Origin of the sequence: Aurantibacillus circumpalustris, from assembly GCF_029625215.1 — a bacterium.
GTDB classification, from domain to species: Bacteria; Bacteroidota; Bacteroidia; order B-17B0; family Aurantibacillaceae; genus Aurantibacillus; species Aurantibacillus circumpalustris.
On sequence record NZ_CP121197.1, the window covers coordinates 984,044 to 1,000,719 of the forward strand.

A 16,676-nucleotide genomic window follows, 5' to 3' on the forward strand; every position below is an offset into this window, starting at 1 on the left:
CATTCTGGAGCATAAGAAATGAGAAAGGCTAAGGGGTGTTTACCGAAGAAACTCTATAAAAAAAGCCCTTTGATTTGGCAAAGGGCTTTTTTTTATTTTTTCGGAGCCGCTTGGGGCTTTTTAGGATTTAAGTAGTTATTAGCTTTTTCATTAGCAGGATCTAGTTCTTTAACTCTCATCCAATATTCTTTAGCTTTTGCATCATCTTTTTTAGTTACATAATAATAGCCAAGGTATTCATTCGCTTCAATAATATTATTTTTATAAGTACTGGTTGTTTCTTCTGGTTTTACTAATGCTATCACTTTTTCATAATATACTTTAGTTGAGTCGCTTGTTGCTTTAGGATCCATTATCGCGTTAGCGCGGCCTCTCCACGTAAACCCCCAAGGCCAGGTACTATTTAATTCGGTTAACCTTTTGAAGGCAGAATCAGCTTTAGCAAAACAGGAAAATATTTCTTCGTCTTTTGCACTTAATTCAGGACTATCCGTAGGTTTTTTCTTTTTGGCAAGAGCCTCTCTTAATTCATTTACCTCTCTTTGTTTTCCGGTTCCGGTAAAGTAATAAGCTTTACCAAGATCAAAACACTCATTTATGTTAAGATTTTTATAATCGCGCTTAGCTTTTTTTTCTGAGAATAAAATAACTTTATCATAGTTTTTATTTCTTGCCGCAATATTTGCAAGAGTTCCATAAATTTCACCACTTGAAGATGAATCAAGAGCAATAGCTTTTTCCATTTCTATTACTCCTAATGAATCATGGCCAATTTGAGACAATAAAACACCTTTGTACTTATAGTCATCGGCGATGTATTTAAATTTTGGACCAGCTGTTTCAAAAAATTTATTTATTGCTTTTAATCCTTTTGTATATGCGGAAGTATCGGTTTTATTTCCCATTTCTGCATAGCTGTATGCAGCAAGGCGCTCAAGATAAACGTTATCAAAATTAGCCTTTTTTAAACCTTCATATTCTTGAACCGCTTCTGCGTATTGTTTGTTTGAAAAAAGGGCACTCATAAAACGGTAACGCGCATAATCGCTATTATTTAATTCAAGGTATTTTTTCCAATTCTCAATAGAACGCGCTGGTTGGCCTGCGAGAGTATATATTTCTGCAATGTCTCTAAAAGCTGGTGCAAATGCGGGATCAATCTCTATTGCTTTTTTGTAATAGTCAAGTGCAAGTGGATAATTACGACCTCTTTGATAAAGCTTTCCTTCACGTAAAACACCTTTGGTGCTTTTTGGATTTAGCATAGATGCCATTTTATAACTCTTTATTGGAGCGCTACCATCTGTAGGGTTTTTCTCTAATTGCGCGTCACCAAGAACAATGTAGTTAGCTGGATTTTTCGGATCTATTTTAATAGCATTGTTAGCTAAAGTAATTGCTTCGTCTGCATTTTTAGTATCTGTTACTAACCAGGCTTCGGCTGTTTTACGTAAAACTTCAGCATTTTTATTTGCGCCAAGCGTCATCGCTTTAAAGAATTGTGCTTTTGCATCATCAGTTTTACCGTTCGATAACAAAACTTTTCCTAATCCAACGTAGTTCAAAGGGTTGGTAGCATTCGTTTCGACACCTTTTCCGTAATAAATATTTGCGCTATCAATATCACCGCTTTTGTAGAAGTTTTCACCATAATAAAAGTAAACATCACCTTTTGAAGGATCCGCAGCGATTAGTTTTCTGTAACCAGCAGCAGCTAAATCGAAATTTTCATTGTCTGTTTTTGTAATTAATTCCTGAAGTGTTTGACTAACTCCTGATAAACTAATCATTACAAATCCTGCTGCGTAAAATAAATTTTTCATAAGTTGTTTTTTAATATGCGAAATGTTCGTTATTCTTAATAGTGATCCTTAATCCTAACAAAACGCAAAATTCTTGTTAAATAAAACATTAAAAATAGGTATTTATGTGTTTGCAAAGCCTATGCCAATGCAGTTTCTTAACTACTTTTTAAGGTATTTTAAGATATTATTACTGCTCAGAGGTCGTTTCTCCTCCCATTTTGATATTCAGAGCTCTTTCAGACTGGCGATTCGGTAATAATCCTTGCTTTAGAAAAGTTAACTGACCTTTGGGCCCAGCGACAAAACTTTCGAATCCTTTTGCTAGTGTAAAGTCGCCAGTTTTTCGAATTACATAGACTGTTCGGGTGAATGCATAATTATTAAGTTTAAAACTGCTTTGGTTTGGACATTCAAATGTGGAAGAAAAGGGTTTACTAATACCAATAAATTTTATTTTATTTTTATTCGCTTTGTATATCGAGTCATCAACATCGCTGAGCCAGGCAAAATCAATAAAAGCAACAGTATTTTTATTTTCAGCAACATAATTTATGCTTTCCAAAGTTGAATTAAGAATATTACAATTAACCGAGAGCTTAGTTTCTTTAAGGATAGAATCCATCATATAGTGGAGTACAGCTGAATTGTTTTTGTCGAATAAAACATTTAGCGTAAATGAATTTCCTAAACTATCTTTAAAAGAATATGGTTGCTTAAGCAGCTCAACAATTTGTTCATAGGATAAGAAGTTTAAAGAAGTATTCACGTTTGTTATCAAAGCAATTCCGCTTTTTGCCACAGCTGAATAGTTAGGAAAAAAATCTTTTGAAGCAAAGGCCTTTTTCTCCTTCTCAGTCAATAATCGTGAAATCGCAATAGCTTCGCAACTATCGTTATATAAAGCTTGTACCGCTTCGTTTTCAGATGTTTGATATAGATCTATTTCAACATTGGGATACTGCGACTCAAATGTAGTTACCTGATTTTTTATGTGTAAAGCAAGTCCTTCATCATAGTATACTTTTAGTTTACCCGAGGTAGGAGAGTTGTCTTTATAATCGTTTTTGTAATAATCAGAGCAAGAATTAAGAACTAGAAAAACAGAACCAATTAAAATGTAAATCACGCCGCGTTGCAGTAACAAAAAAGTAGAATTTTTTATATAAAAGAAATTTTTACTCTCCACGGTATTTTCTTTGGTTTAATAAATGATAAAGTCTGAATCCTCTGTATACAGCATAAGCAATCAGCATGAAAACAAAGAACACGCGTTTAAGGCCAAAAAGGCGATCACTAAAAACATCTGTGAAGGCAATTGCAATTGCACCACCTAACACAACAATTATCATAATTATGCCAAACCAAACAGCAATAAAGTTTAATCCGAGTTTCATGTTTTAATTTGTTTTGTTATAAAAAAAGCCACAACAAAAAAGGTTGTGGCTTTTAATGCGTTTAAAATAACCTTATTGGATTTTAAAACTGAAAGGAACGTTGAAGTAACATTTTACTGCACGTCCAGTCATTTTTGCAGGTTTCCATTTCGGCATTGATTTCACAACTCTTATAGCTTCTTTATCACAATCAGGGCAGCCTGGAACGCCCTTTAAAATTTCTACATTGCTAATACTTCCAGTTTCGTTTACAACGAATTTAAGAAAACATTTCCCACTAATTCCCGCTTCACGAGCCATGTTAGGATATTGTGTGTTTTGCTGCATGAATTTCATCATAGCGGCAATACCTCCAGGAAATTCAGCTTGTTCTTCCACAATTGTAAAAATTTCAGGTGCCGCAGGTTCACCAGGACCAACATCTACAGAAGGTGGGGCAATAATTTGTTCCCCTTCTTGATCTTTAACACCTACCTGCGTTTCTTTTACTTCTTCTTGTAACTTTTGAGGCTCTTCTTCAACAGCGTCGTCTTTAATTACAGGAGGGGTAAACTTTACCATCTCAACCATTGGTGGTGGCGGTGGCGGTGGCGGTGGTGGTGGTTGTTCGTCAACAGGCGGTGGTGGCGTTAAATCAATTTGCTCAACCTTAATGGTTTCAGCTATCGCTTCCGTTTTGGGCCTGTCCATTACTTTTTTAAGTCCTAGTAAAGCCAAAGAAAACAGAATCATTCCACCTACAATATAGGTAACGCGTTTATTGTAATTAGTTCGTAGTTCATAAGCACCATAACTTTGATTTCTACCTTCAAAAACAATGTCGTTACGTTCGTCAAGTGTTACATTATTCCAACTTTTAAACATTTTTTCCTCCTTTAGTTAGTAGTGCTAGTAGCGCCAATTTTTTCGTTAACCAAATCCATTTCAGGCTTTATAATATCAACCATAACGTATTTACCAACCACATTTATGTTGAGTTCATCAATAACATCGATAACGTTTTTGTATGTTGCTTTATCGTCTGTTTTAATTAAATAAGTGTAGGATTCTTTGTCCGCTTTTCTTTCTTTAACCAAACGTTTAAAAGTTGTGTCAGCCAATTGATTGTTTTTGTGCTGCGCATCTAAAGCCTTTATCGCATCTTGCATCACTTTACTTTTATCTAAAAGATATTTGTGCAGGCTACCCTGCGAAAAATTTAATTCAGACAACACGGTTTTAGTACCTTTTTCATCGTCAGCCGCTCTAAATTGCCCTTCGTAATAGAAAATGCGATCATCTTGTGTAAGTAAAAATGTGATACCGTTTTTCACTTCATCTACTTTTTGGTCTGGTGGAGGTGGAGCTGGAAATGTTAACTCCATTGATTTTGGTTTACTAAATGTTGCTGTTAGTACGAAAAACGTAAGTAACAAAAACGCTAAGTCAACCATTGGCGTCATATCCACCCGGGTGGATTGTTTTTTGGCTCTTTTTTTACCGCCTTTGTGGCCACCGCCACCGCCTTCTTGTATTTCTGCCATTAGTTAATTTTTTTATTTAGTAGGATTAATTACTGTTCCACCACCCTCTAAAGAGGTAATTAAGTTGAACTGGTATATTTTTAGATCCGTAAATGTTTTAACAACATCCTTTACATAAATGTACTTAGTGGATGCGTCACACTTAATAGCGTAACGGGGTTTTTCAGCTTTAAACTCCTGATTTGCTTCAAGAGCCTTGTCTCTTGCGGCAAGATACGTTTCAACAGCCTTTTTTCCTCCAATTGCTATCCAATCTTTTAATTGATTGTTAGGTGTAATGGTGTCTAAAGGAACGCCGGTTTGACCTTTGCCACTGGGGCCTCTAAATTTTTTACGATCGTCTTCTTTTGTGTCGATGTAAGCCGGTAAGTCTTTAATATCAACTCCAAAGCTAGGCAGACCGCTAAATTTTACAACCTGTTCAGGGGTAAAATTAACTTGATATTTGGCTGCCATTTCTTTTAAAGCTTCCATTTTAGCAGTAGAGTTACTTATTCCGAAAAAAGATCTTCCTTTTTCATCAATGGTAACCATGATGTGATTATCTGGTAAATCAACCTGTCCTATTGAGGAAGGGGGATCCACAACCACAGGCTCTGCCATACGAAAAGAAGCGGTCAACATAAAGAACGTTACCAGTAGGAAGGCTAAATCCACCATAGGCGTCATGTCTAACGCAGGTGCTCCTCCTTTTGATGGTTTTTTTGACATTTCTAATGCTTTTTAATTGTGATGAATAGTTTATTAAAATTCCATAACCCAAATTTTGGGGATAGAATTATTTACCGCTAGTCTGAAATTCTTTTACAATTGAGTATCCCGCTTCGTCCATTGCGTAAGTAATTTGGTCAATGCGGTTACTGAAATAGTTGTAGAAAATAATTGCACAAGCAGAAGTTAAAATTCCCACAAGCGTGTTTACAAGTGCTTCAGAAATACCAGTTGCTAATGCTGAAGTGTCAGGAGCGCCTGCTGCTGATAAAGCAGAGAAGGCACGAATCATACCCACAACCGTTCCGATTAGACCCGCAAGAGTTCCAATAGAAGCCATTGTTGAAATAACCACCATGTTTTTAGATAACATTGGTAACTCTAAAGAAGTTGCTTCTTCTAAACCTTTTTGAATAGCAGCAACTTTTTCTTCTTTATCCATTGTAGTATCACCTTGAACGAATTGATATTTTACAATACCTTCATGAACCACGTTAGCCAGAGAGCCTTTTTGTATATCACACTCTGCAATAGCTCCGTCAAAATCGTGAGTAGAGATTAAAGTTTTGATTTTAGCTACGAATTTATCGGTATTTCCTTTTCCACTAGCTTTCATAATAGTAATGAAGCGCTCAATTGCAAAAGTGATTGTAGTTAATAATAGACCCATCAAAATAGGCACAATAAAACCACCTTTGTACATAGTACCTAACATGTTATGTGGATGTCCTTTATCAGGATCGCCGCCGTCGAAATTAGAAGGAGCACCTAAAATATTCTTAAAGATAAAAACCCCGATTAAAATACAAATTACAATGGCTAAGGCCGAAACAATTAGTGGGAAACCTCCCGATGTTTTTTTTGTGCTCATGTTGTTTTATTTATTATTGTTTAGTTTAAAATTTAGAACGCCAAACTTAGTAAAATACTTTTGAAAAATTATAAGTTTACAATGATTTTTAATGTTTTAACGCTATTTGAGTGCAAATATTTCAATCTTTTTAAGATAAAACGGGCTTTGTTTTATATCTGGCAATATTTTCAGGATATTTGGAATTAGTATTAAGAAATTGTTATGAATGCAGAGGAGATCAGAGATTATTGTTTTTTGAAAAAGGGTGTTGAAGAAAGTTTCCCCTTCGACGATAAAACACTTGTGTTTAAAGTAGGAAATAAAATTTTTTTGCTGTTAAGTTTGGATGCCAGCCCAGTGCAATTTAACGCCAAATGCGACCCAAATAAAGCCATTGAATTACGAGAAAAGCATTCTTGTATTATACCTGGGTACCACATGAATAAGCAGCATTGGAACACGCTCATTTGTGATGGAAGTTTACCGAAAACCGTCGTATTTAATTGTATCGATGATTCTTATAAATTAATCGTTAATAGTTTACCTAAAAAATTAAGAGAATTAAATGGTTTGTAAAAAAAAAGTAATCTGTTATTCGTCAACAAAATTTATCTATTTTTGCATTACAATTAACTTCTATATGATCATGAAAAGAAAAATTACTTTATTACTGATTGCATCAGCCTCAATGTTTACAATGAACTCGCAGGTGATTCTTTCTGAAGACTTCACTAGCCCGTTTAACATTGGTAACAATGGTTGGCAAGTGGTTGACAATACCGTGCCTTTGAGCGCTTCATCGTGGACTCAAGGAAATCAGACCGGAGGAAACGGAACAATTCCTGCATATAACGGAAACAACGATGATTTTTATATGGCTGATTTTACAGCCGTAAACGGATCGGCACCTGGAACGATAAGTGCGTTTTTAATAACTCCAACGGTGACCATTTATAATGGCGCAATTTTGCAGTTTGCAACACGAACCCTTAATCAAACGGCACCAAATATTTATCCAGATCGTTTACAAGTGCTAATGAGTCAAACAGGTAATACTGTGATTCCAACTGGACCTACAAATGTAGGATCTTTCACAGATCAGTTGTTAGACATCAATCCGAATTTAAACTCAAATAACGCAAGTGCCGTTAGTAACGGCAGTGTAAATGGGTATCCATTTGCATGGACTGTTTATACCCTGCCTATTAGCGGTGTTACCGGAACTGTAACAGGAAGATTTGCTTTTAGATATTTTGTTACAAATGGAGGAATAGGTGGTGTAAATAGCCGTTTAGTTGGCGTGGATGCTGTTAGATATAGACTTCCTTGCGGCGTTTCGGTTCCAAGTTATACCATTTGCTCGAGCGGATCGGCAACTTTGAATGCGATAGACGGCGCTGCTGGTTATACTTACACATGGTCTCCGACAGTAAGTAACAATTCTTCTGTTGTAGTTACGCCGGGTTCAACTTCGGTTTATACGTTGGCTTACACAAGCACCTCCGGAACTTGTCCGGCCGTTACAAGCACGGTTACCATTGGATCGCAACTATCTATTGCAATAATCGCAAGTTCAAGTAATACAATTTGTTCAGGCACAACAGTTAGTCTAAGTGCGCAAAGTTCAGCAACTACTTATTCGTGGAACACAGGCGCAACTACTTCTGCCATTACAGTAACGCCAAACGCAACTACTATTTATACTGTTGCTGGTATTACTGGCAGTTTGCCTTTTCCATCTTGCTATGGGGCAAACACAATACAAATTGTCGTAAATGCTTCTCCTACTTTGGCGGTGGCACTTTCGCCTAGTGTTTTATGTTCGCAACAAGGAAGTATAACAATTACAGCTTCAGGAGCAGATAATTACACATACCTCTCAAGTTCAAGTAACCCTCAAAGCATCGCTACACCTTCTGCAGGAGCCTGGAATTTTCCAATCACCGGGAACGCTTTAAATGGATGTAGCGCCTCTGGTACAGTTGTATTTACAGTAGAACCAACACCAACTGTGACGGCAACAAAATCCTCTCCAACTGTTTGTACCACCCATGAGGTTACATTAACTGCCAATGGAGCTGACACTTATGTTTGGTCTGGTGCTGGCGCTGGATCTACCGCGAATCCATTAACGTACAGTTCTTCTACAACAGGTAGTAAAATTTTTACTTTAATTGGAACCGATCTTGCTGGTTGTACTGGCTCGGCTGTTGTATCAGTAAATGTGATTGTTTGTAATCTGGTTGGTATTAGTGTAAATAATGCTTTTGAAGAAACAGCTATCTTCCCGAATCCTTTTACGAATGAAATCAAAATAAACGTACTTGATGGAAATGTGGTTGTCTATAATGCACTTGGACAAATTGTTGTGAATGCAGCGGTACACTCATCAGAAACAATTAACACTAGCGAGTTACCTAAAGGGGCTTATATTGTTAAAGCATATAACACAAACGGTGAATTAGTTAAAACAGCTAAATTGGTTAAAAACTAAGTTGGTAATTCTATTATTAAACCCGTTATAGCTTGCTATAACGGGTTTTTTGTTTTTTAACCTTGTTCAAACAAATGATTTGGTAAATTTACCGAGGTTTCGTTAACCTACTTAAATATTTATGACAGTTGATTCACTCTTAGAACGCGCACTCAAATTTGATTTTTTGAGTATTGAAGAAGGAGTTTTTCTTTTTGAAAACGCAGCAACCGCAGATCTAGCTTTTGTTGCGAATGAATTAAAAAAAATTCAAAAGAAAAACTCAAACAAGGTTACCTGGCAAATAGACAGAAACCTAAACACCACCAATGTTTGTATAGCGAATTGTAAATTTTGTAATTTTTACAGAATACCTGGTCATAAAGAATCCTACATAACTGACATAAAAACGTATAAGAAAAAAATTGAAGAAACAATTAAATACGGAGGTGATCAATTGTTATTGCAAGGCGGACATCATCCTGATTTAGGCTTATCGTTTTATACTAATTTATTCAAAGAAATTAAATCACATTTTCCGCAAATAAAACTACACTCTCTCGGTCCTCCAGAAATTGCCCATATCACTAAGCTAGAAAAAAGCACCCATACAGAAGTTTTAAAAGCGCTTGTAGAAGCAGGTTTGAACAGTTTACCAGGCGCAGGCGCAGAAATATTGAACGACCGTGTTCGCCGTTTAATTAGTAAAGGGAAGTGCACAGGACGTGAATGGTTGGAGGTAATGAAGGCTGCCCATCAACTGAACATCACAACTAGTGCTACGATGATGTTTGGTCATGTTGAAACCATTTATGAACGTTTTGAACATTTGGTTTGGATACGTGAAGTCCAGGCTCAAAAACCCGCCCACGCGAAAGGATTTTTAGCTTTTATTCCCTGGCCCTTTATGGATGATGGTACTTTATTAAAACGTGTAAAAGGCGTTAAGAATACAGTAACTTCTGATGAATACATTCGCATGTTGGCACTTAGTCGGATAATGCTTCCAAATATTGAAAATATACAAGCAAGTTGGTTAACAGTTGGTAAGGCTACAGCTCAAATTTGCCTACATTCTGGCGCAAATGATTTTGGAAGTATCATGATTGAAGAAAATGTTGTAAGTGCTGCAGGAGCACCACATAGATTTACTTACAAAACCATTCAAGAATCAATTCAAGATGCGGGGTTCGAACCTCAATTACGGAATCAACAATACGAATACCGTGAGTTGCCAGAAGGAATCGAAGAACAAATAGTAAATTATTGATTTTTAATACGGAAACAGATATAAAAACTACATTTGTTTATGCTTAAAAAGCTTTTCATAGTTCTCGTATTATTGTTTTTCTCAAGACCTTCTTACTCTCAAAAAGCACAAGACACTATTTTTTTAATGAATGGAATTGTTATTGCCAAACAGGTTATTGACACCACTTTTAATACGGTTACAATAATGAATCCAAAAAAACATTTACAAAAAATTCATTACGAAATGAACCAATTGTACATGGTAAAATTTGCAGACGGTTATAAACGCTATTACTATGTGCAAGATCCGTCAATATACAATGAGTTTACGCGCGATGAAATGTGGTTATTTATGAAAGGGGAAAGTGACGCGAGGAAAGGATTTAAAGCGAGGGGGGCATTAACAACGTCAATTTTTATAGGCTTTGCGGCCGGAGCAACGGGAACTTTTTTTGCCCCTATTGCTCCATTCGGATTTATGGCTCTGAGCGGTGTTACTAAAGTTAAAATCAAACACAACACAGTAAGTAATCCAAGATATATCGAAGACGATGCTTATATACTCGGTTACGAAAGGGTTGCGAGACAGAAACGAAAAACAAAATCTTTAATAGGAGGAACAATTGGATTAGCCCTAGGTTATGCTTTTTATGCTATTTTTAATGATAAGTATCCAGAAAATGGCAACATAGGATTTAATAGATAAATGAATTTATAATAAGATTAATAAGAGAATGCAAAAAAAAATAATGCTGCTTGGCAGCGGAGAGCTCGGAAAAGAATTAGTTATTGCTTTACAGCGATTAGGAGAATATGTTATTGCTGTTGATAGCTATACTAGTGCTCCTGCCATGCAAGTAGCTCATACGTTTGAAGTGATTAATATGCTCGATGGCGATGCCTTGGATAAAATTGTAACGAAGCATAAACCTGATTTGATTGTACCCGAAATTGAAGCCATAAGAACAGAACGTTTTTATGATTATGAAAAACAAGGAATAACGGTTGTGCCAAGTGCGAAAGCAGCAAACTTCACCATGAATAGAAAAGCAATTCGCGACCTAGCATCTAAAACGCTTGGTTTAAGAACGGCAAAATACCAATACGCAACAACGCTCGAAGAATTTAAAGTGGCGGTTAGTGCAGTTGGAATTCCCTGTGTAGTAAAGCCTTTAATGAGCAGCAGCGGTAAAGGCCAGAGCATTGTTAAAACAGAGTCCGATATTGAAAAAAGCTGGACCTATGCCATGGAAGGTTCGCGCGGAGATTCCAAAGAAATTATTATTGAAGAGTTTATAAAATTTGATTCTGAAATAACGCTGTTAACAGTAACGCAAAAAGAAGGGCCAACATTATTCTGTCCTCCTATTGGGCACAGGCAGGAACGTGGAGACTACCAAGAGAGCTGGCAGCCATGTGCTATCAGCGACAAGGATTTGAAGGAAGCTCAGAGCATGGCTGAGAAAGTAACCCGAGAATTAACTGGTGCTGGTATTTGGGGCATTGAATTTTTTCTAACGCCTAACGGAGTTTATTTTAGTGAACTATCTCCTCGTCCACACGATACAGGCATGGTAACTCTAGCCAACACACAAAATTATAATGAGTTTGAATTACATGCTCGCGCAATTTTAGGATTACCAATTCCTGAAATTGAATTAATAAAGCAAGGCGCGTCAGCAGTTGTATTGGCAGAAAAAGAAGGCGGATTACCTGCTTATACAGGAGTAGTTGAAGTGCTTAAAAACACCAATACTGATATTAAAATATTTAATAAGCCAACTACACGCCCATATAGACGCATGGCGGTTGTTTTATGTAATGATCAAGTAAATGCAGACGTCATAAAAACGAAAGAGAAGGCAATGAAGCTTGCTGTGCAAATCAAATTAGTTTATTCATGAGATTTTTATTCATTGTACTGGTAAGTTGTTTACACTTTGTGGGTTATTCACAAATAACAGATTCTATTAATTTGGCTCCATCGAGTTTATTCAATAATTTGAAATTAGGAGATTCACTTACTTTTTATCAGTGCCATGTGGAAGAAGCCGTTCAACAACTTTCCACGGCTTCAGGTCAAACCCTTACTGGTAAGACTCAAAAATATACGATTACTGAAAAATATGTTTTAGTAAAAACAGACATGGGTTATAATGCAAATTACTATACCTCCTCATTAAATGTTTTTCCAAACAAAAAGTTTTCGGGACTAAAAATAAGAGAACGACCTTATTGGGCTTTCGAAAAAGAAAAGACTGTAACGTTAAATGATCAAGACTTAAAAGTATTTCTGGCTTTAGAAAAAAAGGGGCATGAGGCGATTGAGTACGATTTTGGAATTACGCGGTATAACACAAATCAAATTATTATTAAACAGCACAAGAATTTTAAGCAATTGGTAATTGAAGGGAATTATGTGATTTCTAAACTAATTAAATTGTAAGAATTAGTTTAAAACGTTTTGCACTTGGCTATAAAGTAATTGTTTTTCATTTCCTCTCTATTGTATACCATTGGCAAATTTGTACCGAGGTCTATAAGTTGACATCCGGCTTCTTCAAGAATACACTGCCCCGCAGCGGTGTCCCACTCCATGGTTGTTCCATAACGTGAATATTCATGAGCTTTACCTTCGGCAACCCAGCACTGTTTAATGCTGCTACCAACGCTGATCATATCTACGTCTCCGTATAAATTTTTTAATTTACTTACATGTTCATTTATTTCTCTGCTAAGGTGCGAACGACTTCCAACAACGGTATACGTTTTGGGTAATTTTTGTGATGGTAGTTTTTTAGCAAATTCAAAAAGATGATCAATTAGATTTTTTTTAGAAAGCTCTCTAATCATATCGTGTTGGGTTATTTTGTAACTACCACCATTTTTGTAACCAAAATAAATATCCTTAGCAACAGGAGCATAAATTATACCAATTACAGGTTTGTTATCTTCTACAAGGGCAATGTTAACTGCAAATTCTCCATTTCGTTTCACGTATTCTTTTGTTCCATCAAGAGGGTCTACAATCCATACTTGAGGCCATGTTTTTCGTATGGCGTAGTCTAAAATCTCTTCTTCTTCACTAATAACGGGAATATTTGAGGCAGACAATATTTTTGTAATGAATTCACCAGAAGTTTTATCTGCCAACGTTACTGGAGTATTGTCTGATTTTGTTTCAACGTAAAAATCGGTATTGTAAATTTTAAGAATTTCGTCGCCAGCTATAAAAGCCGCATTAATCGCAAGTTTTAAAAGATCTTTAGTGTCCATTAAATACTTTTTTTAGTATAGAATTAAGTTCATGTGCTTTATACACAACCATGGCATGATTACCATTTTTTATGGGTTCAAAATTTTTTATTTTACTCGATGGTAATAAACGATCTGCCAAGCCATGTATATGATAAATTGTTTGCGAATTGTATTTTCTCGGCCAATTAATAATCATATCAATACAATATTTAAAATAATTTGGCGGCATTGATTGAGCCATTTGCTTAAACTCAAACAAATCATTTTTTTCAAAACCAATAAACCAACTTAGTTTGGATACTAGTTTACGGTAACCACTGTCTCTTACTAATTTATGAAGCGGAAATATTTTTAAAAATTTTATGCGAATGGGTAGTTCCTCTCTCGTTTTACAGGATGAGATCAAAACAAGTTTTTTCACTTGAATTAAATCGGCAATTTCGCAACATAACATACCTCCAAATGAAACACCCATCATGTTTATTGGGGTAGACTTATCAATTTGATCAATGAAGGTTTTTGCGTAATCGCTGAGTGTAAAGGCGGGTTCAGGTTTAGGCCATTCAAGTATTTTTAGAGAATGCTGAGGTATGGAAATATTCTTAAAAAGATTTCTATCAGTGCCTAATCCAGGTATGGTGTAAACTATCTCCAAATTATTTTTTTTCTATCTCTAATCCTTTTCTCTTCCAATCATCAAAACCTTTTTCAAGATTTACAACTTCTTTAAAGCCATTCTTTTTCATTAGGTCAACGCACTCTCCGCTTCTTCCGCCACCCGCACAATAAACTAAATACGTTTTTTTCTTATCTAGTTTTAAAAGTTGCGACTCAGCATCTTTTGCAAAAAAATCAATTTGGCGAGCCCCCTTTATCATTCCCTTAGAGTTAATTTCATCTGAAGTTCTAAGATCGATAAGGATCGACTGTTTTTCATCGATCAGTTTTTTGAATGTTACGGCGTCTACATTTTTTACAATAGTTTGTGCGCCTAAAGTGAAGCTTAGGCAAAAAAGGCTAAGTGTAATAAGTTTTTTCATTTTAAAAATTCAGTAGATTTTAGTTAAAGATACATTTTAAGGTATAAGCTTCTTGTCTACTACTACAAATTTAGCTTTATTAAACGCAAAAAAACAAAGCATCCACTTTTGTTTAAGTAGAGCCGCCCTCCCACTTAAAGCACTAATATTGAGATAAATACAAGTTTGTTTTTTATACTTATTAACATATTAGTACCCAAAGCTTAATTTTAGCAATGAGATATATACGGGAATTAATAAGCACATTTGTAAAAAAATAAACCATGAAAAAATTCAGTTTAATAATTATTTTGACACTTTCATTTTTTGTTGGAAAAACGCAATCTCTGGATTCGCTAACAATTAATTATTATGAAAATTTTCCTTACGCCTATTTGGAGTCAGGAAAGTTGAGAGGCATAGAGATTGATATTATTGAGGAATATGTCAACTGGTTAAAAGCGAAAAAAGGCATAACCCTTGTTCTGAACTATAAACCGTATAACGAGTTTAGTGCGTTTTATAACTCTGTTAAGAATGGTAGTTCTAAAATAATTGGTTTAGGTTCGGTAACTACTAATGCCGATAGAGAAAAAGAAGTTTCTATTTCTGCGCCGTATTTGCAGAATGTGGCTGTATTGATTACTGCCGGGAAAGTCCATACTGTCAAAGAAAAAAACCAAACAGAAGTCACAAAAGTCTTCAGTGGTTTAAATGCTATGGTGGTGAATAATTCAAGTCACATGGTGTATATGAACAGCATTAAAAGGACATTTATACCGAACTTAAAAATAGAATCTACTGAGTCTCAAAATAAAGTATTAGAAAAAATAAGCAACGATCACACTTTTTTTGGTTACGTTGATATTGTTGCCTACTGGGCGTACCTAAAAAACAATCCGTCTAAGTTTTTAAAAATTCAGAAAGTATTCAACGAACCAAAAGAATATCTTGGGTTTATTATGCCGAAAGAAAGTTTGTACAAAAGTTCTTTAAACGAATTTTTTGAAAGCGGATTTGGATTCACATCCACAAAATCGTACCACCAGATTTTAGAAAAATATCTGGGATATGAAATAATAGAATCGGTAGAGATAAAATAACACTAAGAAGTTTTTTTAAGTAAGGCCATGTAAAAGCCATCAAACCCTTCGCTTGGTAAAAGCGTGCTATCTTTTAGCAATTCAAAATTAGCGTTGTTGTTTAAAAACGTACTGACTTGATGTTGGTTTTCACTTGGCAGAATGCTGCAGGTGCTATATACCATAAGCCCACCAGTAGAGAGCATTTTTGAATAGTCCGATAAAATACTTTCCTGTATTTTTTTTGTCCGCTCAATCGTTTCTGCTGTCAATTTCCATTTGGCATCAGGGTTACGTTTGAGAACGCCCAAGCCACTACAAGGAACATCTAATAATAGTTTGGTTGCTTTGTTATGCAGTTTATTAATTGTTTGATCGGGTTCAATCACTCGGGTTTCAATATTAGAAGCGCCTGCGCGTTTGGCGCGTTTTTTTAATTCTTCAAGTTTCCAAGCCTCTATATCAAGACTAATAACTTTCCCTTTGTTTTTCATTAAAGCAGAAAGGTGCAGGCTTTTTCCACCTGCGCCGGCGCAAGCGTCAATAACTAAATCGTTAGTCTTAGGATCGAGAAACTCGCTGATAAGTTGTGAACCGGCGTCTTGCACTTCGAACCAACCTTCTTTAAAAGTTTTTGTTTGGAAAACATTTTCACGTTTTGATAAGCGTAAAGCGTTTTCGACATTTTCAACAGAGGATGTTTCAATTTTATCTGCGAGTAATGCTTCAGAAAGTTTTTGTTTATTTGTTTTAAGTGCGTTTACACGTAAAAAAACCGAAGCTTGTTCGTTCATCGCAACAGCTTGTTTTAACCAAGTTTCTTCTCCTAATTCGTTACAGCCTAATTCCCAAAGCCAATCTGGGTAAGATTCATAGAGTGGTACATTTGTTTTTAAACTTTCTTGGTGTGCTAAAATATAAGGAACGTCAACGTGTTTAAACTCTTGCCAATCTGGTATTTCAACTTTTTTAACCACAAGCCAAACTGCTGTTATAAACCAAAAATTGGTTTGAGAATCGGCTAACTCGCTGTATAAACGAAAATTTCTAACAATATCATAAACTCCTTCTGCAACAAAGCGCCTGTCTCTGCTTCCCCATTGTGGGTTTTGTTTGAATACTTTTTCAAGCGCCTTATCTGCATATCTGTTTTTAATAAATATTTCTTGAACAGTTGCTGCAACGGAATTAACAAGGTTTTTATAAAGTTTCATTTTGCAAAGATAGTGGTAATTACCAATACCACTTGGCAAAGCCTTAATAAATATAGATTAACTCCGATTATAGAAATGGTTTTGCGTTGGATA

At 35.7% G+C, this 16,676-nt stretch carries 18 protein-coding genes; 7 read left to right on the forward strand and 11 right to left on the reverse strand.

What is annotated here, in order from left to right:
• Positions 1-92: 92 nt before the first annotated feature.
• The 7 genes from P2086_RS04080 to P2086_RS04110 form a co-directional block, all read right to left on the reverse strand.
• Positions 93-1,823: a tetratricopeptide repeat protein gene (locus tag P2086_RS04080; RefSeq protein ID WP_317899159.1), complete on the reverse strand. Its 1,731-nt coding sequence runs from the start codon at positions 1,821-1,823 to the stop codon at positions 93-95.
• A 169-nt stretch (positions 1,824-1,992) separates the two neighbouring features.
• Entirely contained in the window at positions 1,993-2,991 is a 999-nt protein-coding gene (locus P2086_RS04085) for a PstS family phosphate ABC transporter substrate-binding protein (RefSeq protein WP_317899160.1), read from the reverse strand.
• Positions 2,981-3,199: a hypothetical protein gene (locus P2086_RS04090; RefSeq protein WP_317899161.1), complete on the reverse strand. Its 219-nt coding sequence runs from the start codon at positions 3,197-3,199 to the stop codon at positions 2,981-2,983. The genes P2086_RS04085 and P2086_RS04090 overlap by 11 nt, the downstream gene beginning before the upstream one ends.
• A 72-nt stretch (positions 3,200-3,271) precedes the next feature.
• Positions 3,272-4,063: an energy transducer TonB gene (locus P2086_RS04095; RefSeq protein ID WP_317899162.1), complete on the reverse strand. Its 792-nt coding sequence runs from the start codon at positions 4,061-4,063 to the stop codon at positions 3,272-3,274.
• Between the two features lie 11 nt (positions 4,064-4,074).
• Positions 4,075-4,722 (reverse strand): ExbD/TolR family protein, encoded by a 648-nt coding sequence (locus P2086_RS04100; RefSeq protein WP_317899163.1) that lies wholly within the window; start codon positions 4,720-4,722, stop codon positions 4,075-4,077.
• A 12-nt stretch (positions 4,723-4,734) separates the two neighbouring features.
• A complete protein-coding gene (locus P2086_RS04105) occupies positions 4,735-5,433 on the reverse strand; it encodes an ExbD/TolR family protein (protein WP_317899164.1) in 699 nt (232 codons plus the stop codon).
• A gap of 67 nt (positions 5,434-5,500) precedes the next feature.
• Positions 5,501-6,304: a MotA/TolQ/ExbB proton channel family protein gene (locus P2086_RS04110; protein ID WP_317899165.1), complete on the reverse strand. Its 804-nt coding sequence runs from the start codon at positions 6,302-6,304 to the stop codon at positions 5,501-5,503.
• Between the two features lie 204 nt (positions 6,305-6,508).
• On the opposite strand from P2086_RS04110, the gene P2086_RS04115 reads away from it, so the two are divergent.
• From P2086_RS04115 to P2086_RS04140, 6 genes are all read left to right on the forward strand, one after another.
• The gene (locus P2086_RS04115) at positions 6,509-6,862 is read left to right on the forward strand and encodes an MmcQ/YjbR family DNA-binding protein (RefSeq protein WP_317899166.1); all 354 of its coding nucleotides are present in this window, start codon (positions 6,509-6,511) and stop codon (positions 6,860-6,862) included.
• A 70-nt stretch (positions 6,863-6,932) separates the two neighbouring features.
• The gene (locus tag P2086_RS04120) at positions 6,933-8,780 is read left to right on the forward strand and encodes a T9SS-dependent choice-of-anchor J family protein (protein WP_317899167.1); all 1,848 of its coding nucleotides are present in this window, start codon (positions 6,933-6,935) and stop codon (positions 8,778-8,780) included.
• A 121-nt stretch (positions 8,781-8,901) separates the two neighbouring features.
• Positions 8,902-10,029 (forward strand): CofH family radical SAM protein, encoded by a 1,128-nt coding sequence (locus P2086_RS04125; RefSeq protein WP_317899168.1) that lies wholly within the window; start codon positions 8,902-8,904, stop codon positions 10,027-10,029.
• A gap of 39 nt (positions 10,030-10,068) precedes the next feature.
• Complete coding sequence (locus tag P2086_RS04130) at positions 10,069-10,716, forward strand: hypothetical protein (protein ID WP_317899169.1); 648 nt, start codon at positions 10,069-10,071, stop codon at positions 10,714-10,716.
• Between the two features lie 28 nt (positions 10,717-10,744).
• Positions 10,745-11,914: a formate-dependent phosphoribosylglycinamide formyltransferase gene (gene purT / locus P2086_RS04135; protein ID WP_317899170.1), complete on the forward strand. Its 1,170-nt coding sequence runs from the start codon at positions 10,745-10,747 to the stop codon at positions 11,912-11,914.
• Positions 11,911-12,456 (forward strand): hypothetical protein, encoded by a 546-nt coding sequence (locus P2086_RS04140; protein WP_317899171.1) that lies wholly within the window; start codon positions 11,911-11,913, stop codon positions 12,454-12,456. The genes purT and P2086_RS04140 overlap by 4 nt, the downstream gene beginning before the upstream one ends.
• Before the next feature lie 8 nt (positions 12,457-12,464).
• Here P2086_RS04140 and cysQ read toward each other — a convergent pair whose 3' ends face one another.
• Genes cysQ through P2086_RS04155 form a run of 3 tightly spaced genes read right to left on the reverse strand, consistent with a single transcriptional unit; the run spans position 12,465 to position 14,308 of the window.
• Positions 12,465-13,286, reverse strand: coding sequence for a 3'(2'),5'-bisphosphate nucleotidase CysQ (gene cysQ, locus P2086_RS04145; protein WP_317899172.1), 822 nt, complete (start codon positions 13,284-13,286; stop codon positions 12,465-12,467).
• Positions 13,276-13,923 carry an alpha/beta hydrolase gene (locus P2086_RS04150; protein WP_317899173.1) on the reverse strand — a complete coding sequence of 216 codons (648 nt, stop codon included), beginning with the start codon at positions 13,921-13,923 and terminating at the stop codon, positions 13,276-13,278. The genes cysQ and P2086_RS04150 overlap by 11 nt, the downstream gene beginning before the upstream one ends.
• Before the next feature lies 1 nt (position 13,924).
• Positions 13,925-14,308, reverse strand: a complete 384-nt coding sequence (locus P2086_RS04155; protein WP_317899174.1) for a rhodanese-like domain-containing protein — start codon at positions 14,306-14,308, stop codon at positions 13,925-13,927.
• Between the two features lie 263 nt (positions 14,309-14,571).
• On the opposite strand from P2086_RS04155, the gene P2086_RS04160 reads away from it, so the two are divergent.
• Positions 14,572-15,390 (forward strand): substrate-binding periplasmic protein, encoded by an 819-nt coding sequence (locus tag P2086_RS04160; protein ID WP_317899175.1) that lies wholly within the window; start codon positions 14,572-14,574, stop codon positions 15,388-15,390.
• 2 nt (positions 15,391-15,392) lie between these two features.
• Here the strand turns inward: P2086_RS04160 and P2086_RS04165 are convergent, their stop codons facing one another.
• Positions 15,393-16,583, reverse strand: coding sequence for an RsmB/NOP family class I SAM-dependent RNA methyltransferase (locus tag P2086_RS04165; RefSeq protein ID WP_317899176.1), 1,191 nt, complete (start codon positions 16,581-16,583; stop codon positions 15,393-15,395).
• Positions 16,584-16,676: the final 93 nt, after the last annotated feature.

Excerpts from the sequence above, each read along its gene's own strand:
- P2086_RS04080 (WP_317899159.1), bottom strand. The coding sequence starts at position 1,823 with ATGAAAAATTTATTTTACGCAGCAGGATTTGTAATGATTAGTTTATCA.
- P2086_RS04090 (WP_317899161.1), bottom strand. The coding sequence starts at position 3,199 with ATGAAACTCGGATTAAACTTTATTGCTGTTTGGTTTGGCATAATTATG.
- P2086_RS04095 (WP_317899162.1), bottom strand. The coding sequence starts at position 4,063 with ATGTTTAAAAGTTGGAATAATGTAACACTTGACGAACGTAACGACATT.
- P2086_RS04100 (WP_317899163.1), bottom strand. The coding sequence starts at position 4,722 with ATGGCAGAAATACAAGAAGGCGGTGGCGGTGGCCACAAAGGCGGTAAA.
- P2086_RS04105 (WP_317899164.1), bottom strand. The coding sequence starts at position 5,433 with ATGTCAAAAAAACCATCAAAAGGAGGAGCACCTGCGTTAGACATGACG.
- P2086_RS04110 (WP_317899165.1), bottom strand. The coding sequence starts at position 6,304 with ATGAGCACAAAAAAAACATCGGGAGGTTTCCCACTAATTGTTTCGGCC.
- P2086_RS04115 (WP_317899166.1), top strand. The coding sequence starts at position 6,509 with ATGAATGCAGAGGAGATCAGAGATTATTGTTTTTTGAAAAAGGGTGTT.
- P2086_RS04120 (WP_317899167.1), top strand. The coding sequence starts at position 6,933 with ATGAAAAGAAAAATTACTTTATTACTGATTGCATCAGCCTCAATGTTT.
- P2086_RS04125 (WP_317899168.1), top strand. The coding sequence starts at position 8,902 with ATGACAGTTGATTCACTCTTAGAACGCGCACTCAAATTTGATTTTTTG.
- P2086_RS04130 (WP_317899169.1), top strand. The coding sequence starts at position 10,069 with ATGCTTAAAAAGCTTTTCATAGTTCTCGTATTATTGTTTTTCTCAAGA.
- purT (WP_317899170.1), top strand. The coding sequence starts at position 10,745 with ATGCAAAAAAAAATAATGCTGCTTGGCAGCGGAGAGCTCGGAAAAGAA.
- P2086_RS04140 (WP_317899171.1), top strand. The coding sequence starts at position 11,911 with ATGAGATTTTTATTCATTGTACTGGTAAGTTGTTTACACTTTGTGGGT.
- cysQ (WP_317899172.1), bottom strand. The coding sequence starts at position 13,286 with ATGGACACTAAAGATCTTTTAAAACTTGCGATTAATGCGGCTTTTATA.
- P2086_RS04155 (WP_317899174.1), bottom strand. The coding sequence starts at position 14,308 with ATGAAAAAACTTATTACACTTAGCCTTTTTTGCCTAAGCTTCACTTTA.
- P2086_RS04160 (WP_317899175.1), top strand. The coding sequence starts at position 14,572 with ATGAAAAAATTCAGTTTAATAATTATTTTGACACTTTCATTTTTTGTT.
- P2086_RS04165 (WP_317899176.1), bottom strand. The coding sequence starts at position 16,583 with ATGAAACTTTATAAAAACCTTGTTAATTCCGTTGCAGCAACTGTTCAA.